The following is a 22,721-nucleotide window of genomic DNA, read 5'->3' as shown; positions in this document are numbered from 1 at the left end:
GACGTAAACTCACAAATCTTCGGATGCATGGTTTTTGTGTGTCTGGATCCTTGGTGTACGGCTGATTGTTACGCAAAAGGATTTGTGCGAGTTTTTTGTAAAATTTGCATATTTATCGCAATTTATATCATATATGCGCGTTTGAATTTAATATTTTGACAATCATTGCACACTGTTTGCATCTGTTTTTCGCTATTTCTAAAGGTAGGAGATAGGGGAGAATACTGATGAGCCGCAAACTGAATGTCCATCAAGCCATTGCTCAGGCCGTGCGTGACCATAAGGTCGATGTCGTGTTCGGTCTGATGGGGGATGCCAATCTGTTCATGGTTGATAGTTATGTGCGCGATTGCGATGGCAAATTCGTGCCGGCTGCCCATGAAGGAAGTTCGGTTCTCATGGCTTTGGCCTATGCTCATGTCACGGGCAAGGTTGGCGTGGCGACCGTTACCCATGGTCCGGCCCTGACCAATTGTATGACGGCCCTGACCGAAGGGGTGCGCGGACATGCTCCCATTGTATTGTTGGCTGGGGATACACCAGTGGCCAACCCCCGGCATCTGCAAGGTATTGATCAGCGCGAAGTGGTGAAAGCAACGGGAGCGGGATTTGTACAAGTGCGTACGCCAGAGCTGGCCAGTCGCGATGTGGCGCGTGCCTTCTATCGGGCGCAGGTTGAACGCCGCCCGATCGTGTTGAACATGCCTGCTGATTTCATGTGGGAAGAGGTGGAGTATGAAAGCCATGTGCTGGATGTCTTCACCAAGCCTGGTGGCGTTGCAGAAGGCGATATTCTGGATGAAGCCATCGGCATGATCGCCTCGGCGCGTCGCCCACTCATTTTGGCTGGTGGCGGTGCGGTTGATGCAAAAGAGCAATTGATAAAGTTGGCCGAGCGTCTGGAATGCCCCTTGGCAACAACCCTGAAAGCCAAGGGCTTATTCTCTGACTATGCCTATAATATCGATATTTTCGGCACGCTTTCCACACCTGCTGCCTATGATCTGATTGCCCAGTCCGATTGCATCATCTGTTTTGGTACCAGTTTGCATGATTTTACCACAGATCGCGGCAAGCTGATGAAGAGCAAGCGGATTGTGCAAGTGGATGTGGAGCCGACGGCGATCGGTGGCGGGCTTCATCCCGATGCGGCGCTGATTGCCGATTGTGGTCTGACGGCTGAGACCATTTTATGGTGGTTGAATGAGGCAGAGATTCCGGCCAGTGGCTTCACCCGAGAGCTGGATATCGATATTCTGACTGCTCATCCGGTTGGGTCGGACCAGACAAGCGAAGGTTATGTCAATTATGTCCATGCTCTGGAGCGGCTGGAAGAAACCCTGCCAAAAGATCGAGTTCTGGTCACGGATGGCGGGCGTTTCATGACCGAAGTCTGGTGTCGGATTTCGGTCTCTCATCCGCGGAACAGCATTGTGACCGCCAATTTCGGTGCGATTGGCCAGGGTCTGCAAGAAGCGATTGGTGCAGGTGTTGCCGCACCTGATCGTCCTGTCGTGCTGTTCAGTGGGGATGGCGGTTTCATGATGGGCGGCATCAATGAGTTCAGCACCGCCGTGCAGCAAGGACTGGATCTGATTGTCATCATTGCCAACGATTCCGCTTATGGCGCCGAGCATATCCAGTTCCTGGATCGTAAGATGGACCCAAGCCTCACCGAATTCCATTGGCCATCCTTTGGTGAAGTAGCCACTTCTCTTGGTGGGCAGGGGATTGATGTGAGATCCAGTGATGAATTGGAAACAGCCATCAAGGCATTGGAAACACGTAAAGGGCCAATGCTGATCAATCTCATGCTTGATCCGCATGATGTTCCGCGTATGCGGATCTGAACGAATTGCGTGAAAATTCAAAATGACGCATCGCGGCCTTTCTACTGTCATGAAGGGTCGCGTTTTTTGTTGTTTGATCCGACCTTCTTTTTATCTCTTTCCAGCTGAAAATTCTCGGAAATCTGCCAGTTTTCGTTGGTCGTAAAATGCTGAATTTGCACGCCTGATTCTCAAAAAATCAAATTGTAATACCATGCTGACATCCACAGAGTTTACGGAAATTCAAGAAAACAGTTGAAAGGATATTGTATCCAATCTACTCTATCCAAAATACAAAATCTGCCATAGTCCTTACAAGAGCAGATCATTGCCGCCGCTGATAACAAAAAAATCCAATCCAAAATCATAGTGGAAATGGCCAATGAAAATCACAATCCAGAGCCAAGGAAGCTCTTTTCGGAGGAGAAGATAATGATTGAATTCAGTAGTTTACCTAAGGTTGGCGCTGCTGCGCTTGCGGCATTTCTGGTCGTTGGCAGCACGTCTGTTCAAGCTGCGGACGTGACATGGAAAATGACCGCTGCCATTGGCGAAGGGTCGTTCTTCTACCAGAATTTCATGGAGCGTTTTGCCAAGAATGTTGATGTCGTCACCAATGGCCGGGTTGAGATCAAGCCGTTTGGTGCGGGTGTGTTGGCCCCTGCCTTCAAGGCTTATGAAGCTGTTCAGGATGGCATCGTGGAAGCCGGTCACTCCACCCCGTCCTATCTGGTCAATCAGGACCCGACCAATGCCATCTTCGCCAGCTTCCCGGGTGGTATGTCTGGTGAGGCGACCTTGCATTGGCTCTATGAGGGCGGTGGCGAAAAAATGCTGCAGGAATTCCGGGCCAAGGAAATGGGTCTGCACACCATGGTTGTGGGTGTCGGTACGTCCGAGATCATGGCTCATTCCAATGTGAAGATTGAAACAGTCGATGATCTGAAAGGCGTGAAATATCGCACTTCCGGTGCCTTTGCAGCAGTTTTGAAAGAAAAGTTTGGTGGCGTGCCGACCGTTGTTCCGGGCAACGAGATCTATACCCTGTTGCAGCGTAAAGGCGTGGATGCCATCGAATGGTCCACTCCGGGTGCTAACATTTCCGAAGGTTTCCATGAGGTTGCCCCTTACATCATCATGCCAGGTGTTCATCAGCCTTCCTTCGTTTGGGAAGTATTCGTGAAACAGGATACCTGGAAAGAGATGCCGGATGATTTGAAGGCATTGGTAAGCGCCGCTGCCAAGTTGACCACCTATGAAAGCTTCACTTACTTTGGTGACAAGGACATCAAGGCGATGCAGGATCTGCGCAAAACCAAGGTGCAGTTCGTCAATATGAAACCAAAGGATTCGGAAGCCATCCGTGCCGCTGGGCGTAACTGGGCGCAAGAGCAGGCAGACAAGATGGCCAAGGATGGCAAGGACCGCATGCAGAAAGTCCTGTCTGATTATCTTGCCTATCAAGCAGCCTGGTCGGAAAATTCCGGCTATCTGGTAAGAGATTCCAAAGACTAGGACCTGAAGGCGGCACCGGAAATTCTGGTGCCGCCTTTCTTTATTCATCTGATTGATGAGTTTGTGTCCTAGCCAGTTTCAGTTTGGGAATCTCTTATGCGTCCTGTCATATCCATGATTGATCGGATGGCCGATTTCTTTGCCTTTCTGGGCAAGGTGGCCATTCTGTTGCTTATCGCATCCATGCTCTATGAAGTCCTTGCGCGCTATCTGCTCAACGCGCCGACCTTATGGGCTTTTGATATCTCCTATATGCTCAATGGCTCCATCTTCCTGTTAGGCGCAGCCTTTGCCCTGAAAGAAGATGCCCATGTTCGTATCGACTTTCTCTCCCAGCTTTTCCCACGCCGCACACAGCAATGGATCAATGGATTGCTCTATCTGCTGGTTCTGCTGCCCATCTTTGTGGCCTTTTCCTGGGTCTCGAGTTCCAAGGCTTACAAGGCATTCCTGACACAGGAAGTGGAAAGCGTCAGCCCCTGGGCGCCGTTGGTGTGGCCTTTCTATGGTTTGATCGCGCTTGGTTTGATCGCCTTTTCCTTTCAGTTCCTCAGCGAGGGTTTGAAATTTGTCCTTGGCTTGTCGCATCCGGGTGAGGGAGCACAGAAAGAGTTGGATGACGAAACTGGCATAGCCAATACAGTCATGGGAGACAGTGACAAATGAGCCTCATGCCTCTTTATATGTTTGGCCTGCTCTTCGTTCTGGTCTTTGCAGGCTTGCCGGTATCCTTTGCGCTGATCACCACAGCTGTTGGCTTTGGCTGGTTGATGTTCGGTGATGTGGTCTTCTTGCAGCTTTATGGTGCTTTGCTTCATACCGCTTCCAATTATCTGTTGGCTGCCATTCCGCTTTTTATTTTCATGGGCGCTGTACTGGAGCGCTCGGGCATCGCCAAACGTCTCTTCTGGGCTTTGCAGCTTTGGATGGGGCGGATGCCGGGCGGTCTGGCTCTTTCCACCATTGCCATGTGTGCGATTTTTGCAGCGGCCTCCGGCGTCGTCGGTGCGGTCGAAATCGTGGTTGGTTTGATGGCCATTCCGGCCATGACCAAGGCTGGCTACAAGAATGATCTGATTGCAGGCACCATTTGTGCGGGTGGCTCTTTAGGAACAATCATTCCGCCGTCGGTTATCGTTGTGGTCTATGCCTCCATCGCGCAGCTATCGATCGGAACCTTGTTTGCAGCATCGATCATTCCCGGCCTTTTGATGGTGGCTTTCTTTGTTCTCTATATTCTGGTGCGCTCAATACTGAAACCAGAAGACGCTCCGGTGATCAAGATCGAAGACAATGACATGCCAATTGGTGAGAAGCTGAAAACCACCGCGTTGGCGCTTTTCCCTCCCTTGATCCTGATCGTTCTGGTGCTTGGCTCGCTATTGGCGGGTGCTGCATCTGCAACCGAGGCTGCGGCCGTTGGGGCGGCGGGTACTCTGGTGCTGGCTGCCAGCTTCAAGGAATTGAACCTTGAAATGCTCAAAGGCACCTTGATCGTAACCTTGAAGATCACCGCCATGATCATGCTGATCGTGACGGGCGGCACCATGTTTACCAGCATCTTTGCGGTTCATGGGGGCGGCAGCATGGTGCGCGATATGGTGGGTGTCATCGGCTTTGGCGATGCAGGCGTGATCATCTTCTTCCTGCTGGTGGTCTTTGTGGCCGGGTTTATTCTCGATTGGGTGTCGATCGTACTGATCTTCATTCCAATCTTCACCCCGGTGATCAATGCAACAAGTATTGATCCGGTCTGGTTTGCCATGATGGTTCTGGTCGTGATCCAGACATCCTATCTGACCCCGCCAATGGCGCCGTCCATCTTCTATTTGCGGGCCATTGCTCCCAAATCGATGACCTATGGCCATATGTACAAGGGTGTTCTGCCCTTTGTGGTGGCGCAGGGCCTTGTTCTGCTGGTCATTATCCTCTTCCCCGAAACCACTACCTGGTTGCCAAGTCTTCTTGTCGGGCTTTGATTGGGAATATTCGGCTTTGCATGCTTTTGACCCTCTGGGTGAGCGTGCAGAGCTGATATCTTCCACCATATTTGCATTGTGGACTTTGGGTCTCTGTGCTGGTTTCCATGAGTGCTGTCTGTTTATGTTTGCCGCAACAGCTGAACAGGACAGGAAGACCCATCTATGTCGAAGCCGATCTGGCAATGGAGTGCATTGGAAACCCGTGATGCGGTTCGTGAGCATCGTGTTTCTGTGCTGGAGGTTGTTCAGGCTCAGCTTGACCATATGCGGCGAACCAATCCTTCTATCAATGCCATCACGATTGATCTGGGTGATCATGCCATCAAGCAGGCCAAGGCATCGGACGAGGCGCTTGCTTGTGGTGTCGAGCCGGGCCCCTTGCATGGGGTGCCTGTTACTCTCAAACATAATATTGATATTGCGGGTTTGCCAAACTCATCGGGTGTCGCAGCGCTCGCCGATAATATTGCGTGGCTTGATGCTCCCGTTGTCAAAAGGCTGTATGATGCAGGTGCAGTTTGTATTGGCCTGACAAATACGCCCGAATTTTCGATGCGGGCTTTTACTGACAATCCCCTTTATGGCCTGACTCTCAATCCATGGGATGAGGCAATCACCTGTGGAGGATCGTCCGGTGGTGCCGGGGCGGCTCTCGCTTCAGGTATTGGGACATTGGCCCATGGTAATGATATAGGCGGATCCTTGCGCTATCCGGCGCATTTCAATGGCGTGGTTGCGATCAAACCAGGTCTGGGGCGTGTGGCTCATCATAATGCCAGCGCTCCGGATAATCGGCCCATTGGCATGCAGCTCTTCTCGTCACAAGGGCCAATGGCACGCAATGTCGCAGATGCCAGATTGTTTCTGGATGTGATCAGTGGCTTCGATATCCGTGATCCATGGTCTGTTGCATCGGCTTCAGATTTGGATGTCAAAAATATTGGTGCAAATCCTGTCAGAGTTGCTGTTGCCAAGGTTCCAGGCAGTGTGATGGCCTCTGCAGCTGTCATGGGCATCATCCGGCAAGCTGCTGACTGGCTGGACAATGCAGGCTATGAGGTGGAAGAGGTGACGTTGCCCGACCTTGATCCATGCTGGCAAAACTGGTGGGATATTCTCTATACCGAGCTATGTGTTGCCATGCGCGATGATATGCTGTCCATGGGGGGGAAGGATTTCAAGACATCGCTGTCTTTCTGCGACACTTATGGTCGGATGCTTGACCTTCCTGACTATATGGCTGCCTTTGGAAAGCGTCTCCACCATCTTCGTGTCTGGTGCACTTTCATGGAAGATTATCCGCTCGTTCTCACGCCTCTTGTTGCGCAGGATGCGCCCTCACCACGAGGCGATATAGAAAGTGAGGAGCAAAGTCGGGCATTCTATCAGGATAGTGCACGCTTCATCGGTATCGTCAATTATCTGGGGCTGCCGGCTGCCGCTGTTCCGGCAGGCCTGTCAAATGGTCATCCGGTTGGGGTGCAATTGATTGGCAGGGCTTTGTACGAATCTCAGGTTCTTGATGCGGCGGCAATAATCGAAAATCAGGCAGGAATTCTTGTCGAGACGTTATGGGAGCGGTCCAATAGTGGCGTATAGCAGATTTATCAGACCCGAGCCTTCTTGTGGTTGGTCGTAAATCGCTTGTCGACATCAGTCAGAATCCATATTATCTATAAAATATCATGACCACCAAATCAGAACCCCTCGCCGACAAAATTTGCCGTGAACTGGCCAGCCGGATCATATCAGGCAAAATTGAACCTGGTACCAAACTCCTGCAAGATCACATTGCTGAAGAATTTGGTGCAAGCCATGTGCCTGTGCGAGAGGCCTTCAGACGGCTCGAGCAACGGGGTTTGGCAAAAAGTGAGCCCCGTCGTGGGGTGAGGGTTTCGGGTTTTACCGCTGACGATGTGCGTGAGGTGGCCGAGATGCGGGCATCGCTTGAAGCTCTGGCCTTGCGTCATGCTGCTCCTCACTTCACTCAAGCCATTATAGATGCTGCGGAAAAAGCCATATTGGACGGGGATAATGCCAGAGATGTCCAGAGTTGGGAAGAAGCAAACCGGCGGTTTCATCGTGTCCTTCTGAAGCCATGTGGCATGCCGAGGCTATTACAGACTATCGATGATCTGTATTTGACGAGTGCCCGGTTTTTGTTTGCAGGCTGGCGCACGGAATGGGGCATGCCAACCAATAGGGAACATCATGCCATCCTGAATGCCCTGCGCAATCGCGATATTGATCATGCAGTACAATTGTTGGCCAGACATGTGCGATATCCAGGGCATAGAATAAAGATCTGAAGGTCAAAATTATAGATAAAATTAAACTGAATTTATAGATATATAGATAATTTGCGCAATAAATTTGAATAATTAGAGATAATTTTGAAAATTGGCTCATAATCCCTTGCAATATGGTCGAATTTGTAGAGGATAATTATCGATAGAGGTAAATTTTATCTATAATTTAAGGAAAAGCCAATGATTGACGCAAATCTCAGCGCGGCTGGATCTGTCCTCAGCCCTCTCAATCTCGAAAATCGTTCTCTTCTTTGGAAGATAGCAGCAGTTGTCTTTGGAACCATGTTTTTGGCACTGATGTCCCGGATCGAAGTTCCCATGTATCCTGTCCCAATGACCATGCAAACCTATGGGGTGATGCTTGTCGGTGCACTCTATGGTTGGCGTATGGGAGGCATTACCATTATTGCCTGGCTCATGGAAGGCGCAGCCGGGTTGCCTGTCTTGGCTGGAGGTGCGGGGAGTCTTGCCCATTTCGCCGGACCAACTGCAGGATATCTTTTTGCATTTCCTATCTGCGGAATGCTTGTTGGCTGGCTTGTTCAGCGTGGCTGGAATGGTCGGAATGTGATTTTGGCCTTCATTGCCATGCTTATCGGTACGGTGCTGTGTCTGACTTTGGGTGCGTTTTGGCTTTCGCTTTCCATTGGTGTTGAAAAGGCCATGGCTGTTGGTGTCACACCTTTCCTTGTGGGCGGTGTGCTGAAGTCTGCGCTGGGCGCAGCAACTTTGCGTGCGATACCCCATAAGTCAGAGAGAAAATCTGACTGATTGCAAATATCCAAATCTAGATCTGAAATGAACAAGCTCTGCATGCTTGCGGTGGAACAAGCGGGCGTGCGGAGCCTTCGGTTTTGTGGCAATCTGACCATAAGCGAAAATGACCATTGATTTCCCGTGATGATGGAGCCATCATCGCCTTGATGGTTGCTGAACGTCTATCGGACAATCAGCATGAAAAGGGAACACGGTGCGGTGTAGCCATTAGGCGCCAATTCCGTGACTGCCCCCGCAACTGTAAGCGGCAAGAACGCACACTCAAAATGTGTTTGGTCTACACATTTTGAGTGTGCGTTCAGGTATCCTCCAAGGACCACTGAGCTTCTAGCTTGGGAAGGTGAGGATGCATTAATCCGCAAGTCAGGAGACCTGCCATCGAGGGCCCAGATACTATCGGACGGGGTTGTCCGTAGAAGGAGCAATTTGATGGTTTATCCCCTTTTGCAAACAAAGGGATGCGAGCGTGTCGCTTGTGGTTTTGTTTGCCTTCTCAAAAGATCTTTTCCCGGCTTCATGGCTGTCGATCTGAGGTTTAAATCTCTGATTTAACAGAGGTTGTTCTTCCGTCATGTCTTGCCTTTGGCTGTGCGTGGCTGCATCAGATCCTGTATGCCTTTCCTTGTTTGCTGGCATTGAACCGGGAAAAGGAAAAGAAGTACTGGCTCCTCATATTTGTTATGTTATAACGTAACGTTTCTAATTTTCGTCTTCTTCCAACCAATTTACGGAGTAATGCGTTGAAACACATCGTTTCCGGCCGCTCGCTTCTTGCGCTTGCCACTTGTGGTTTCCTCTCACTCACTGCCTCTTCCACTTTGCTGACGGATGCTGCCCAAGCGGGCGAGAAAATCCTGCGCATTGGCTACCCCTTTGGCCCTACCAGTTCGGTTCCAGATCCACGTGCGCGCCAGAACGGTTGGCTGAGCAACCGGGCTGGTGTGTCTGAAACCCTGATTGGCCTGTCTTATGACATGCAGCAATATCCACGTCTGGCGCAGTCTTATGAAAATGTTTCGCCTACCGAATGGAAAGTGGTGCTGCGTGACAATGTGAAATTCCATGACGGTAGCGTCATGACTGCCAAGGATGTGAAGGCATCCTTCGACAAGCTCAATGAAAAGGATCATTCCGCTCATAACGCGCGTCTTTGGAAGTTGCTTGGCATCAAGGAAATCAAGGTTATCGATGACAAGACCGTGCATTTCGTGACCGAGAAGCCAAATGCTGCTTTCCTTTGGTCCCTGACAGAGCCATCTGCGGCGGTTTTGAAAGAAGGCACCAAGGACATGCCAATCATTGGTACGGGTCCTTTTGTCTTTGTCTCAGCCGAGGCCAACAAGCAATATGTGACCCGTGCCTTTGCTGACTATTGGGGTGGCAAGCCGAAGCTGGATGGCATCAAGCTGGACAAGATCAGCGACGCTTCCGTCGCTGCGCTAGCCTTGAAAGCGGGTGATATCGATCTGGTGACCAACTATTCCGAGCCGGAATTTGCCGAGCTGACGAAAAAGGATGAGGGTCAGAGATTCTCCGGCGAGACCCTGCGCCTCTTCTTCTTCATGCCACGGGTTGCCGACGGTGTGTTATCAAACAAGGCTCTACGTCAGGCCATTTCTCTTGGTTTGGATCGTAACGTGATTGCCGAAGCTGCCCTTGCTGGCGTCGGTGGCAGTGCCTCCAATTCCATTTTCCCGGCCAATATGAAGTCTTGGGTTAATGGCGATGTCAAACTGCCTTATGATGTTGCGAAAGCGAAAAAGCTTCTGGATGACGCTGGCATCAAGGACAGTGATGGTAATGGCATTCGTGAGCTGGATGGCAAGGATATCACCATCAAGATGCGCACCTACGAAGGCCGCGCAGCCTTGCGTCCAACCCTGGAAATCAGCCAGCATATGCTGTCACAGTTGGGCCTCAACGTTGAAATCGCCATCGGCGAATTCGGTGCCAATAATGATGCACTGAAAGCTGGCGAGATCCAGATGAACCTTCAGGCTTGGGGTACCGCGCCTCAGGGCCATCCAGATTATTTCCCAAGCACTCTGGTTCAGACCGGTGCTGGCTATAACTATTCCGGCTATTCCAACGCCAAGATGGATGAATTGCTGGCAAAGGCTCGGGCCGAGTTCGATCCGGTGAAAGCCAAGCCTTATTATGATGAGGCTCAGGCCATCATCAATGATGATCTGCCGATCATTCCACTGTTCCACAAAACCCAGGTTTCTGTCGGCAACGGCAAGGTGAAAGGTTATCGCATTCATCCAGCCGAGACCTATCTCGCATCTCCGGAGCTGGATCTTGTCAAAGACTAACTCAAGTCTTCTGAGCGTAAGCAATCTGTCCGCCAATATTGGCGGACAGATTGTCCTATCAGACATCTCGCTGGATGTGCAGCATGGCGAATGTGTTGCCATCGTCGGGGGATCAGGGGCAGGGAAGTCATGCCTTCTTCGTTGCATCATGGGGCTTTATAAGCCAGCCAAACCAACGAGCGGGCAGATGATCTTTGCTGATCAAATGATCCAACTTGTCAATGATCGCTCGGTTCGTTCGGCTGATCGGGGCTTTGCCTTCGTGCCGCAAAATCCGCAAGCCGGTCTTGATCCACTCAAGCGTCTGACCGTGCAATGGAAGCAGGCGGTGCGTTGTGCCAATCGTGGCGATATGAGCAAGGAAGAACAGTCTGAACTTCTCGGCTCCCTTGGCCTGCCAGACTTTGGTAAATGCTATCCCCATGAATGGAGCCAGGGCATGCAACAGCGTTTGCTGATTGCCTTTGCCTTGCTGGCCCGACCGAAATTGCTGATCCTGGATGAGCCAACCTCGGCTCTGGATCCGTTGATCGCAGCGCAGACCATAACCCGTGTCATGGCCCATGCCAAAGAGCATGACATAGCCACGCTGATCGTGACCCATGATCTGGCCTTGGCAGCTCGCTTTGCCAATCGCCTGGCGATCCTGAGTGCTGGAAAGATTGAAGAATTCGGCTCGACTGCAAAGCTAATGGAAGCGCCAAGCTCGGACTATGGCAAGCTGCTGGTTTCCAATCGTTATTGGTCGCATGAGGGCCAATCTCTGGAGGGGGCAGAAGTATGCTGACAGTAAAATCTCTCTGCGTCGACGCCCATGAGACGCGGTTGCTGGATGATATCAATTTCAACCTTGGCTCTGGTGAGTGCCTTTGCATCATTGGTGAAAGTGGTTCCGGCAAAACCACCTTGCTGAAAAGCCTGCAAGGCATGATGCCGATGGCCGAGGGCAGCATTCATCATGGTCTGTCTGATGATGGCGTGGAGCATATCTATCAGCCGGGGCAGAACTATCTTGGCCTGCCGGGAGTAAGCTGGGTGATGCAAAACCCGACTGCAGCACTGAACCCGCATCAAAGGGTGGGCGATGCCATTCTGGAAGGGCTTTATAGCGCCAGATTGAGTAAGTCCGAGCAGCAGACAAGATTGCGCTCTGCCTTGCAGGAGGTGGAATTATCGGAAGAGCTGATCACGCGCAAGCCACCGCAATTGTCTTTGGGGCAGGCGCAACGGGTCTGTATTGCGCGTGCTCTGATTTCCCGTCCCAACATGATCATTTTCGATGAGCCATTAAGCGCTCTTGATGCAGTAGTGCAAAAGCAGATCGCCCGGGTGATTGACGATATCCGTCAGGCCCATGGCCTCAGCTATTTGTTCGTGACCCATGATCTGGGTTTTGCCCGTGCTTATGCCGATCAAATTCTTCTCTTGCGTAACGGCAAGATGGAAGCCTGTCAAAGAGCCGATGACTTCTTCGCCAATCCCGCGTCGGCTTATGGCGCAGAGTTGATCGATGCAGCTGCCATTCTTGGTGCGTTAGAGCAGCCTGCTGAGTTGTCCGAAGAAATACCAAGATTAGAGGCAGGCCAATGACACAGAGTTTCAAACATATTTCGCTGATCCTGCTCAACCGCTTGGCAAGCTTGCTGGCGGTGATGTTTGGTGTCAGCTTCCTGACCTTTCTGCTCTATTATTTCTCACCGGGTGATAAGGCCCTTGCCATCGGGCAAGCGCGCTATGGTGGAGAGGGGGATATCCAGCCTGAAATTGCGGCCATGATCCGCGAGGAATTTGGCCTCGACAAACCGCTCCTCAGCCAGTTCCTGCATTGGCTTGGGCCCTTGCTGCAAGGGGATTTTGGCAAATCTTTTGTCTCGCAGGAAGAGGTTTGGGTGATCTTTGTTCCCAATGTTCTCGAGACTTTGTCTTTGGCATTGACGGCCCTGATCATCGGGCTTTGCCTTGCTTTTGTGTTGGCGACGCTCAGTGTCTGGAAGCCGGGCAGCCTGATTGATCGCTTTGCTGTTGCCTTTGCCTCTATTGGCGCTGCCATGCCGTCTTTCTGGCTAGGGCTTTTGCTCATTTTATTCTTCTCCGCCACTCTGCAATGGCTGCCCGCTTATGGCAGCGAAGGGCTGGAGCATCTGATCTTGCCTGCGACAACGCTTGGGCTTTGGGTGACCACATCGCAAACCCGATTGTTTCGCTCTTTCCTTTTGGAGGCTAAAGCTGCGCCACATTTGGAAGCCTTGCGCCTACGGGGCGTGTCCGAGTCCGAGTTATTTTGGAAGCATATCTTGCGCCACGCCATGATCCCGGCTGTCACAATGATCGGGGTGGATCTGGCGGGTCTTTTGGAAGGGGCTGTTATTGTGGAGGTGATCTTCTCGCGCAATGGCATCGGTGCGCTCTTCGTGCATTCCGTGCTGAGCCGTGATTATCCGTTGATCATGTTCCTCGTGCTGTTTTCTGCCTTCAGCTATGTCCTCATCAACACTCTGGTTGAAATTGTTCAGGACTGGCTCGTGCCCATCAAACGCGTGAACAGGGGAGCTGAGTCATGATATCCAGTAATTCTGATGCTCTGACCACTGGTGCTGATGTCTCTGTTCCGCAGAGTGATCTGTCTCGTTTCTTGAAGCGTCTTGGTATTGCGATTGTTGTCGTGGGGCTGGCTTTTGCTGCAGCCTTCTTGCTCACGCCTTATCAGCCGAATGAAGCCAACTTTCTGATGCGCTTGAAGCCGCCTTCTGCAACGCATTGGTTTGGCACGGATAACCTCGGGCGGGATGTTGCGACGCGTATTCTTTATGGGGCTGGTTGGTCACTTGGCCTTGCTTTTCTCATTTCCGGCCTTGGCGCTGTGGTGGGGGTACTGGTCGGACTGTCAGCGGGTTCCGCACCGCGATGGTTCGACCAGTTCTTGATGCGTATCACGGATTCGTTCTTTGCTTTCCCGGAGCTGATTGCCGCTATTGCCATTGCCGGGATCCTTGGTCCAAGCACCAGCAATATGGTGATTGCCCTGGTCATGGTCAGTTGGATGCGTTATGCGCGTTTGACCCGGTCTCTGACACTGGAGTTGAGCAAGAAGGATTTCATCACCCAGGCGCATCTCAATCATCTGCCCTTCCGTCTGATCTTGTGGCGGCATTATCTGCCCAATCTTAAGCTCGGACTTTTGGTTCTCTGGACGAACATGTGGGCACGCACAATCTTGTCCATATCCGGTCTGAGTTTCCTTGGCTTTGGCGTTCAGCCGCCGGAAGCCGAATGGGGTGCTATGCTGCTGGACGGCAAAGCTTATATGCAAACTGCTCCGCATTTGATGATCTTTCCGGGGCTTGCCGTGCTCATTGCCGTTCTGTCTCTTAATCTCATTGGTGATCAGTTGCGTGATCATGTCGAAAAAACATCCTAGGTGTCTTCATGCCCGATTTAAAAGTCTCTAACCTAGCCTTTTAGGCTGCATCACCAGCCCTCTCCCCCTCCCAAACCGCCCACGAGGGTACCATGACGGGTGGTTTGGGAGGAGGAGAGGGCCGGCTCTGGACTTCTAATCAGGCAATAACCTTTCTCAAACTGAAACCTGTTCCTATGTCTTCTGATTTTACCGGCATTGCTCTTCGAATTGGTGCCACGCTCTTCTTCACCATCATGGTGCTGTTCATCAAATTTGTTACTGATGATATTCCCACCGGCCAGATTGTTTTCTATCGCAGTGCTTTTGCGCTGATCCCGCTGGTTCTGTTTCTCTATTGGACCAAGGATTTCCCCTCGGGGCTGAAAACCAAACGGCCTTTGGGTCATGTTGCGCGCTGTCTGATGGGTTGCATGGCGATGTTCGCCTCATTTGCTTCGCTTAAATATCTGCCTATAGCTCATGCCACGGTAATCGGCTATATCGCGCCCATTTTGGCGGTGATCCTGGCTCGGTTGATCCTGAAGGAAGAAGTAACCGGCGCGCGTTGGCTGGGCATCTTCTTTGGTTTTGCTGGTATGCTGGTGCTGATCTTGCCAAAGATATCTGGCGTTGCTGCTGATCGGGACTATTTCATTGGGGCATCCTTGGGTGTTTTGATGGCGGTTCTGACGTCGGGCGCCAAGATCCAGATCCGCAGCCTTGCAAAAACCGAGAATGCCGGGGCCATTGCATTTTACTTTGCGCTGACTTGTGCCGTTGCCGGTTTGGCGACCTTGCCCTTTGGCTGGGTGACGCCCAATGCCGAGCAATTATTCTGGCTGATTGGCTGTGGCTTTGCCGGTGGCTTCGCCCATATCATGATGACGCTCAGCTATCAGTATAGCGAAGTCTCCAAACTGGCGACGTTTGAATATCTCTCGCTAGTCTTTGCGGTTCTGTCCGATCTGATCTTCTTTGCCATCATCCCGGATGCCAATTTCTATCTCTCCAGTGCTCTCATTATCATGGCCACTCTCATCGTTGCCTTCAGTGATCGTGTGGGACGGCTTTTCCGGCCACGCGGGTCTTCAAGCACCTGATTTTGATATCCGTTCAAGGCGTGCTGTTTTCGATATATCCGAAGACAGCACGTTGCATGCGCCGTGATAGTTCTTCGAAATTGCTCTCACCAGATTGAGGGATGCTGAGCGAAAGCGCATGACAGATTGCGATGATGTCGTTGGCGACTATATTGGCATTTTCAATGCCGTGCCTTTGCAAAAGGGCGATGACGATCTCCAGCATCTTTTGCTTCATCTCTTGAATGTCGTCATCCATTGGCAAATCATCTTCCGCCCGTTCCAGAAGTGTGATCACGTCAGCATATTTGACGTGATGCTGCAGGGTGGCCTCAATCAAGGCACGGGTTTCGCTGCGAAAATCCCCCAGATCCTTCCGTTCCGTGGAAGCAATCATGTCTGCGAGCATTTCTTCACGGATCTGTCGGATCAGAGTTGCAAGGATCGCATCCTTTGACGGGAAATATTGATAGAGCGATCCAACGGATACGCCTGCTTTTTCCGCAATGGCATTGGTGTTGAAGTTGCCCATGCCATGCTTTTTCAAGATGATCATGGCTGCTTCGAGAATGGTAGCAACCATCAGATTGCTGCGCGGCTGTCTTGGAATTTTGCGAGGCTTGGTAACGCGCTTTCTGGTCCGGACCTTTGTCATGTCGCTCTCCAAGGTCAAAATATGAGTATCTGATCAGGGGCTTCGGCTAGCCATCTTCAAGGCATTGAAATCACGAACTTTCTCGGAATGAGAAAGTGCGAATGAATGCGAGTATGATATGCAAGCTTTTACTCGTATAACTTACCTAACATATTGTTAGGAAATATAAAATGCAACAATCTATGCAGAGTTCGGCGCGCTCGAAATCCCGACTGGTGTCTCTTCGCCCGGTCGTGAATATGCTGGAGCGTGTGATTACCGAGGAAGCTCGGATTTTGAATGCCAGCATCAAAGCAGAGAAATTTGTCTCACTTTCTTTGGTATCTGATGCCTTCACCGCTCCCAGCTGGGAGCCTGGTGATAAGGTGGATTTTCAGATCGATGCGCTTTCATACCGCTCCTACACGCCGGTTCGCATGGATGTTCAAAAGGGGCAAATGGATTTGCTGATCTATTTGCATGGGGACAGTCCCGCAACCAGATGCGTTTCAAGACTGAAAAGGGGCGAGATGGTTCGGATCTATGGACCTCGGCGGTCTACCCGGTTAGGCGCACTCCCGTCCTGCTTGAGCATTTTTGGAGATGAAACATCGCTTGCCTTGATGGCTGCAAGAAAGGCGCAGAACCTTGATTTTTGCGGTGCTGAATGTCTGGTTGAGACGGACGATGTGCCATCGAGCACTCAGATGCTCGACATGCTGGGGCTGAAGGATGCCAAGCTGTTCCAACGCAGCAAAGATAGCGAGCATTTGAAGGAGATGGCCCTTCAAGCGCATCGCTGGCTGTCAGAGAAGACTGAGAGACAAATTTTGCTGACAGGGCGGGCGCATTCCATCCAGTTTTTGCGAAAGGCGCTCATTGCGTCGGGGATCGATAAGAGCCGGATAGAGAGCCATGCCTTTTGGGCAGATGGCAAAACAGCACTGGGATAGAGCGATATGAGCAAGCGTGTTTTTGTCACCGGTGCGAGCGGGTTGCTTGGCCGTGCCCTGATGGATTGCCTCTTGGAAAATGGGCATGAGGTTGTAGCCATGGTGCGGCGGCCAGACAGTCTTGATTGTTATCCCAATCGGGAATGGGTGGATTGTGTGATTGGCGATATGGAGACTGTTTCCAGCTTTGCGGATCGTCTCAAGTCCTGTGATGTCGTCATGCATCTGGCGGCTTTTCATCGCGAATATCTGGAAGGACAGGGCGATGCCTCCAAGCTTGAGAGCGTGAATGTTTCCGGAACCATGGAGCTGATAAAGGCGGCGGATGCTGCAGGGATTGAACGTTTTGTCTTTGTGAGCTCTGCCGGTGTGATGCGGCGAATGGGCAAACCGGTGAATGAGAATGCGGCATTCGATCTTGATACGCAAAATGCCTATTTTGCCAGCAAGGTGAAGGCTGAGAAGGCGATTGACGCCTATCTTGCAAGCCATAAAAGCATGCCAATCCTTATCGCACGGCCGACCATGATGCTGGGGCCGCAAGATCCCGGTCCGACAGTTGCCGGGCAATTCATCCGCAACTTCATGTATGAGAAAAATGCTGTCGTTCTGCCGGGTTATGCCGTCATCATCGATTCACGCGATGTTGCTAAGGCTCTGGTGGCGATGATTGAGAGAGGAAGCACGGGCGAGCGCTTCATATTGGGTGGGCCGCGTTATTCCTTTTTGGAATTGAATGAGAGGCTTGAGAAAATCTGCGGAGTTTCAATGCCATCTCCGCGCCCACCCTATTTGATTGCCTGGCTTGTCATGGCGATACGCGGTTTGCTTGGAATGGAAGTACCGCTCCGGCATACAGAAATCCGCTATATGCAAAGGCTGATCGCCCCGGACAATACCAAGATGATCATGAAGTTGGACGTCACACCACGGCCCATTCAGGAGACACTGACAGATACAGTGGATTGGTTCCGATCAAAGTCAGTGTCCTCTTAGTTGTTTCCGTCCCGACATGTGTGCTCTCCGCTTCCTGGGGCGGAGGGCTAGCTCGTGCCGTATTCATCAAAATGATGGATCAGCCAGTCCATGGCAATGCGGGTGATCTTGCGCTCCATGCGCTCTTTTTCGACGACGAGATAATAGGAATTCTGAGCCTGGACTTCGGTGTCGAACAGGCGCACCAGTTTGCCTTCCTCCAGTGCCTGTTTGGCAAGGAGCGAGTCGCTGATGGCGACGCCGTTGCCGGCAATAGCGGCAGAGACCACATGGGTCATATCCGAGAATGTTGTGCCGCGCTCCACCTCAATGATTTCTCTTGTGCGAGAGGCCATCCAGACCACCCAATCACTTGAATTGACGTGATGCAGAAGCGGGAATTTTTCCAGATCTTCCGGCTTTTGCACATTGCCCAGCCGCTCGATCAGTTTGGGGCTGCAAACAGGGAAGGTGCGTGGGGTGGAGAGATGGCGCACCGTCAGGCTGGGCCAGGAGCCATCGCCGTAAAGAATTGAAATATCGGCATGTTTTACCACCGTTTCCAGCTGTGCCAGATTGCTCGTGACATCCACAGTGACATTGGGATAGAGCTCGGTGAACTCGCGCAATTCCGGCACCAGCCAATAATTACCAAAGCCTGAGGGGCAATTGATGCGTAGCTTGCCGTTGGGTTCCTCATCCATGGGGTGGGAGGCCGCTTCGATCAGCTCCAAAGCTTTGCGGACCTGATTCAGATAGCGGTTGCCAGCCGAGGTTAGTTCCGTGCGACGTCCGGCCCGGCGGACCAGCTTGATATTGAGCATCTCTTCCAGATTTCGCAGCTGATGGGACACCGCACTAGGGGTGACATTCATCGCGTCCGATGCCGCCTGCATGTTGCCCAGTTTCGAGATCGCGTCGAGCGTGCGCAGAGCGGTGATGGAAGGATAGCGGTTCCATGTCGTGTCCGATGCATTGCGTCCCATTCTAAACCTCCTGTCACCGTCAATTTTATATAACTTGAATTTTTTTTGTCAAATAAACGTAATTTCTTTCATTTGACTGAAGTTATATTCTTCATCTTTATAAAAGGCAACGTGAAGACCTCCTAACAAGAATGGGAAATCCGATGCCTCCTATGCCGCAAGATCGATTGGAAAAATACAAAGCCCTGGCCGATCGAGATCTGTTTGATCTCAAGGATCCGGACTTCGGACCCTTTCTTCGTCGTGCGAATGAAGAAGGCGTTGAGATGGTTTCCAATAACTTCAATACGCTTGGCATGTTCCGCGCGCCTCATAGCAAGGATCTGAGCGCATTGGATGTTGCCATGATCGGCTTGCCGCTGGATCTGGGTGTTCCCAATCCTCGCCCCGGCACTCGCAAAGGGCCGGAAGCCGTGCGTTACTGGTCGCTGGATCGCAACATGGCCAATCACTTCACCCGTACATGCCCGTTTGATCTGTGTCGCATTGCCGATTGGGGTGATCTGGAATTTCATACAAATCCATACAGCCTTGATGCCTGTCTGGATGATATTACCGAGCTTTATACGCAGCTGGTGAGCGCAAATGTCTCCCCGCTATCCATTGGCGGGGAGCATACCTGCACCTATGGCGTGCTGCGGGCCCTCAGTAAAAATGGCGAAGAGCCTTTGGCGCTGATCCATATCGATGCCCATGCCGACACCGCCACCAATTTCCAGGGTGTTCGGGTGTCCGACGCTACCCTGTTTCAAGTTGCAACCGTTGAAGGCTTCATTGATCCGGAGAAAACCATCCAGATTGGTCTGCGTGGCCGCGGCATTCCCCGTGCTGAATTTGGCGAACAAGCAGGCATGCGGGTGATGCTGGCTGAAGAGCTGCAGTCCAAGGGCGTAGAATACGCACTGGAAGAGGCGCGCCGCGTGGTGGGATCTGACCGGGTTTATCTGTCCATTGATACCGATGCCTTTGATTGCTCCATCATGCCTGGCACCACTTTGCCGGAGCCCTTCGGCCTGACCGGTGAGCAGATGCGCGACATCATTCGTGGCCTCTATGATGTGGATGTGGTTGGTGCTGATCTGGTGGAACTGAGCCCGCCTTACGATCCGACCGGCATGTCCGCCTGTCTCGCGGCTGGTACCGCATTTGAGATGCTTTGCTTGCTGGCAGAAGCGCGCGCGCGCCGACAGGGCGAAAAGCGCCCGACCCATTGGTCCTGATCCCTCATTGGTATTGAGATAAGAGAAGAAGAGACAATGCAGAAGTCTGCCAATTATCGGTCCACCAATTCTCCCGCAGAGATGGAGACGGCTGAGATGGTCTTCCTCAATGGTCGGATCTATACCGTCGATGAGGACCAGCCCTGGGCTGAGGCTGTTGCGATCAAGCATGGGACATTTCTGGCGGTTGGCTCCAATGATGAGATTGAGGCGCTGATTGGCCACAATACCTATGTCAAAGATCTGGATGGTGCCTTTGTGATGCCTGGCCTCTATGACATGCACACCCATCCCGATCTGGCGCTTGGCCCGAAATATTCCGACTATCTGGATGTTGGCTTGGAGACACCGGATCCGGATCAGGTCAAGGATGCAATCCTGCGTTATGCGGAAGAGCATCCGGGTGATGGCTGGATCTTTGGCAAGCATTTCGTACATTACAATTTCCGCAAGGAAGGTGTTGAGACCAGCAAGGATTGGCTGGACAACTTCATCCCGGATCGCCCCGTTGCGATCATGGATCGCATGTGGGGTAGCTGCATGGCCAATTCCAAGGCTCTGGAGCTGGCCGGTGTCAATGCAGAGACGCCAGATCCCAATAATGGCTATATCGTTCGCGAAGGTTTGACTGGCGAGCCAACCGGCATTTTGGTGGATGGGGCTTATGCTCTGATCATGGCAGCGATGCCACCGCCACCGCAATCTGCGCTTATCCGGGCCTATGGCGAGGGTGCTCGGTTCCAGTCCAGCCGTGGTGTGGTCGCCACCAAATATCTGCATGTTTGCGAAAACCGTCTCAACGCTCTTCGCACCATTGATGTCAGCGGCCAGCTGCCGTTGCGGGTGGAAGCGGCGATCTCCTGGCAGGATGATATCTTCCCCGTGCGCCGCCGTTGGGAATTGCTCTCAGGTGAGCGGCATTTCTATCGCTCCAAGCGTTTGAATGCCAATGCGGTGAAGTTCCATTTTGATGGAACGGCCGAGGCGCGGACGTCTTATTTCCTCTCATCTTGGTCAGGTAATGAGGATTGGCGCGGATCGCTCAATCTCACACCGGAACACATCTATGACATGGTCGCCGAGATGGACCGCAAGCGCATTCGCGTTGTGGCCCATTGTACCGGTGATGGAGCGTCGGACATCTTTCTGGATGCCGTGGAAGAATGCCGCCGCCGCAACGGTCCGGGTGGCATGCGCCATCAATGTGCCCATAGCACCATCTTGCATGAGGACAATCTGGCCCGCTTCAAGGAGCTGGATGTGATTGCGGAATTCTCTCCCGTTGGCTGGTATCCGTCTGACTTTACCATTGGTGCGCGCTCGGCTTATGGCGAGAAGCTTTACAAGGCTTACAATGTACGCGGCGCGTTGGACCATGGGGCTGTCGCCGTCATGGGAACCGATTGGCCGGTCAGCTCCATCGATCCATGGATCGGTTTTGAAGCACTGGTCACCCGTCAAAATCCATGGGGTGAGATGGAAGGCCAATTGGGCGAGCCCGTCACGATTGAAGAAGCCATCCGCATGCTCACCATCAATGGTGCCTATTCCATGGGCATGGAAGAGACCGCGGGTTCCGTCAGCACTGGTAAAGCCGCTGACATGATCGTGCTGGATCAGAACCTTCTGGAGATTGACCCCAAAGGCAGGCTGCACAAGACCGAAGTGCAGTTGACCATGCTGGACGGCGCTGTGGTGCATGATCCCAACGGTTGGACCAAGGACAGTATCCATGCCTGTCAGATCACCTCTGATGTTCCTGACTTTTACCCGAAGGTGATATGATGGATCAGCGCATTCCAGTGACGATCATTTCGGGCTTTTTGGGGGCGGGCAAGACCACGCTCATCAATCAGCTGCTGCGCACCGATCAGGCGCGCAATCTGACCATTCTGGTCAATGATTTTGGTGCGGTGAATATCGACACCGATCTGATCATCAAGCGTGAGCGCGAAGTGATGGAGCTTTCCAATGGCTGCGTTTGCTGCTCGATCCAGAGCGACATGGTGGCCCAACTTCATGACATTTTCAGCTCGGACAATCCGCCAGAATATCTGCTGATCGAGACCAGTGGCGTTGCCCAGCCGGGGCGCATTGCCTCTGTTTTTGGCTATCCGCAATTGCAGCGCCATGCGCGTCTCGATGGCGTCATCACCTTGCTGGATGTCTCGCAGGTGGATGAGCTGTCCGAAGATGCTCATGCGCTGGTACGCAGCCAGATCGAGGCGGCCAATCTGATTGTCGCCACCAAGATTGATCTGGTGGCGGAAGAGCAGCGCAAGGAGATCTATAGACGTTGGCTGTTTGAAGATTTACCGGTCATTGAAGCCAGAAATGGTGATATCCCGGCAGAGCTGTTGCTGGATACACGCCGCTATGAGGAAGTTACGGGCTGGGATGAGCCAGCGCTTCCCAGCAGATTTGTCTCGGCCCATTGGTCGAGCGAGACCCCCATTTCCTACAAGCGTTTGCAGATGTGCCTGAAGCGCATGTCCGGGGCGCTGTATCGCGCCAAGGGGATTGTCTGCTGCGAGGAATTTCCGCAGGAGCGGATCATTTTTCACAAGGTTGGCAGCCGGGTGGATTTTGCCAAATCCGGCAAATGGGAGGATGCGCCACGCACAGACATTGTGGGCATCGGATACCGACAGAAGATCTCGGCAGACGAGATCAGGCGAGAGCTGGATATCGCACAAATTGCCTGAGGCGAACCGCGAACTGGGACAGCCAGCAGAGCTGCAATTTGA

Annotated in this window: 20 protein-coding genes and 1 riboswitch; of the genes, 18 read left to right on the top strand and 2 right to left on the bottom strand. The window is 52.2% G+C overall.

Going from position 1 to position 22,721, the window contains the following annotated elements; translation table 11 throughout:
* Positions 1–227 precede the first annotated feature (227 nt).
* From CRO57_RS21885 to CRO57_RS21820, 13 genes are all read left to right on the top strand, one after another.
* Positions 228–1,850, top strand: a complete 1,623-nt coding sequence (locus CRO57_RS21885) for a thiamine pyrophosphate-binding protein (protein WP_097155653.1) — start codon at positions 228–230, stop codon at positions 1,848–1,850.
* Positions 1,851–2,261: 411 nt separating this feature from the next.
* The gene (gene dctP, locus CRO57_RS21880) at positions 2,262–3,344 is read left to right on the top strand and encodes a TRAP transporter substrate-binding protein DctP (protein ID WP_097155652.1); all 1,083 of its coding nucleotides are present in this window, start codon (positions 2,262–2,264) and stop codon (positions 3,342–3,344) included.
* A 96-nt stretch (positions 3,345–3,440) separates the two neighbouring features.
* Entirely contained in the window at positions 3,441–4,010 is a 570-nt protein-coding gene (locus CRO57_RS21875; RefSeq protein ID WP_097155651.1) for a TRAP transporter small permease subunit, read from the top strand.
* Positions 4,007–5,323 (top strand): TRAP transporter large permease, encoded by a 1,317-nt coding sequence (locus tag CRO57_RS21870; RefSeq protein WP_097155650.1) that lies wholly within the window; start codon positions 4,007–4,009, stop codon positions 5,321–5,323. Before CRO57_RS21875 ends, CRO57_RS21870 begins: the two co-directional genes overlap by 4 nt.
* 165 nt (positions 5,324–5,488) lie before the next feature.
* The gene (locus CRO57_RS21865) at positions 5,489–6,925 is read left to right on the top strand and encodes an amidase (protein WP_097155649.1); all 1,437 of its coding nucleotides are present in this window, start codon (positions 5,489–5,491) and stop codon (positions 6,923–6,925) included.
* Between the two features lie 86 nt (positions 6,926–7,011).
* Positions 7,012–7,635 (top strand): GntR family transcriptional regulator, encoded by a 624-nt coding sequence (locus CRO57_RS21860; protein ID WP_097155648.1) that lies wholly within the window; start codon positions 7,012–7,014, stop codon positions 7,633–7,635.
* Between the two features lie 180 nt (positions 7,636–7,815).
* On the top strand, positions 7,816–8,406 hold the full coding sequence (locus tag CRO57_RS21855) for a biotin transporter BioY (protein ID WP_097155647.1): 591 nt from the start codon (positions 7,816–7,818) through the stop codon (positions 8,404–8,406).
* A 136-nt stretch (positions 8,407–8,542) separates the two neighbouring features.
* Positions 8,543–8,806, top strand: a riboswitch (cobalamin riboswitch).
* 346 nt (positions 8,807–9,152) lie between these two features.
* A complete protein-coding gene (locus CRO57_RS21845) occupies positions 9,153–10,727 on the top strand; it encodes an ABC transporter substrate-binding protein (RefSeq protein ID WP_210200970.1) in 1,575 nt (524 codons plus the stop codon).
* Positions 10,714–11,514, top strand: a complete 801-nt coding sequence (locus CRO57_RS21840) for an ATP-binding cassette domain-containing protein (RefSeq protein WP_210200969.1) — start codon at positions 10,714–10,716, stop codon at positions 11,512–11,514. The genes CRO57_RS21845 and CRO57_RS21840 overlap by 14 nt, the downstream gene beginning before the upstream one ends.
* Positions 11,508–12,317 carry an ABC transporter ATP-binding protein gene (locus CRO57_RS21835; RefSeq protein WP_097155645.1) on the top strand — a complete coding sequence of 270 codons (810 nt, stop codon included), beginning with the start codon at positions 11,508–11,510 and terminating at the stop codon, positions 12,315–12,317. Before CRO57_RS21840 ends, CRO57_RS21835 begins: the two co-directional genes overlap by 7 nt.
* On the top strand, positions 12,314–13,288 hold the full coding sequence (locus CRO57_RS21830) for an ABC transporter permease (protein ID WP_097155644.1): 975 nt from the start codon (positions 12,314–12,316) through the stop codon (positions 13,286–13,288). The genes CRO57_RS21835 and CRO57_RS21830 overlap by 4 nt, the downstream gene beginning before the upstream one ends.
* Positions 13,285–14,145, top strand: a complete 861-nt coding sequence (locus CRO57_RS21825) for an ABC transporter permease (RefSeq protein ID WP_097155643.1) — start codon at positions 13,285–13,287, stop codon at positions 14,143–14,145. Before CRO57_RS21830 ends, CRO57_RS21825 begins: the two co-directional genes overlap by 4 nt.
* 92 nt (positions 14,146–14,237) lie before the next feature.
* A complete protein-coding gene (locus CRO57_RS21820; protein ID WP_210200968.1) occupies positions 14,238–15,227 on the top strand; it encodes a DMT family transporter in 990 nt (329 codons plus the stop codon).
* A 13-nt stretch (positions 15,228–15,240) separates the two neighbouring features.
* Here CRO57_RS21820 and CRO57_RS21815 read toward each other — a convergent pair whose 3' ends face one another.
* Positions 15,241–15,861, bottom strand: a complete 621-nt coding sequence (locus tag CRO57_RS21815) for a TetR/AcrR family transcriptional regulator (protein WP_097155641.1) — start codon at positions 15,859–15,861, stop codon at positions 15,241–15,243.
* 170 nt (positions 15,862–16,031) lie between these two features.
* On the opposite strand from CRO57_RS21815, the gene CRO57_RS21810 reads away from it, so the two are divergent.
* Positions 16,032–16,793, top strand: coding sequence for a siderophore-interacting protein (locus tag CRO57_RS21810; RefSeq protein ID WP_097155640.1), 762 nt, complete (start codon positions 16,032–16,034; stop codon positions 16,791–16,793).
* Positions 16,794–16,799: 6 nt separating this feature from the next.
* Entirely contained in the window at positions 16,800–17,789 is a 990-nt protein-coding gene (locus CRO57_RS21805) for an NAD-dependent epimerase/dehydratase family protein (protein WP_097155639.1), read from the top strand.
* Positions 17,790–17,836: 47 nt separating this feature from the next.
* Here the strand turns inward: CRO57_RS21805 and CRO57_RS21800 are convergent, their stop codons facing one another.
* Positions 17,837–18,754, bottom strand: a complete 918-nt coding sequence (locus CRO57_RS21800) for a LysR substrate-binding domain-containing protein (protein ID WP_097155638.1) — start codon at positions 18,752–18,754, stop codon at positions 17,837–17,839.
* Between the two features lie 143 nt (positions 18,755–18,897).
* Between CRO57_RS21800 and CRO57_RS21795 the strand changes: the two genes are divergently transcribed.
* Genes CRO57_RS21795 through CRO57_RS21785 form a run of 3 tightly spaced genes read left to right on the top strand, consistent with a single transcriptional unit; the run spans position 18,898 to position 22,679 of the window.
* Complete coding sequence (locus CRO57_RS21795; RefSeq protein ID WP_170956211.1) at positions 18,898–19,974, top strand: arginase family protein; 1,077 nt, start codon at positions 18,898–18,900, stop codon at positions 19,972–19,974.
* Positions 19,975–20,010: 36 nt separating this feature from the next.
* The gene (locus CRO57_RS21790; RefSeq protein WP_097155636.1) at positions 20,011–21,759 is read left to right on the top strand and encodes an amidohydrolase; all 1,749 of its coding nucleotides are present in this window, start codon (positions 20,011–20,013) and stop codon (positions 21,757–21,759) included.
* A complete protein-coding gene (locus tag CRO57_RS21785) occupies positions 21,756–22,679 on the top strand; it encodes a CobW family GTP-binding protein (RefSeq protein WP_097155635.1) in 924 nt (307 codons plus the stop codon). Before CRO57_RS21790 ends, CRO57_RS21785 begins: the two co-directional genes overlap by 4 nt.
* Positions 22,680–22,721: the final 42 nt, after the last annotated feature.

Origin of the sequence: Cohaesibacter gelatinilyticus (assembly GCF_900215605.1) — a bacterium.
GTDB classification, from domain to species: Bacteria; Pseudomonadota; Alphaproteobacteria; order Rhizobiales; family Cohaesibacteraceae; genus Cohaesibacter; species Cohaesibacter gelatinilyticus.
The sequence above is the reverse complement of the archived record's forward strand: the minus strand, read 5'-3'. Positions and strand labels throughout refer to the sequence as shown.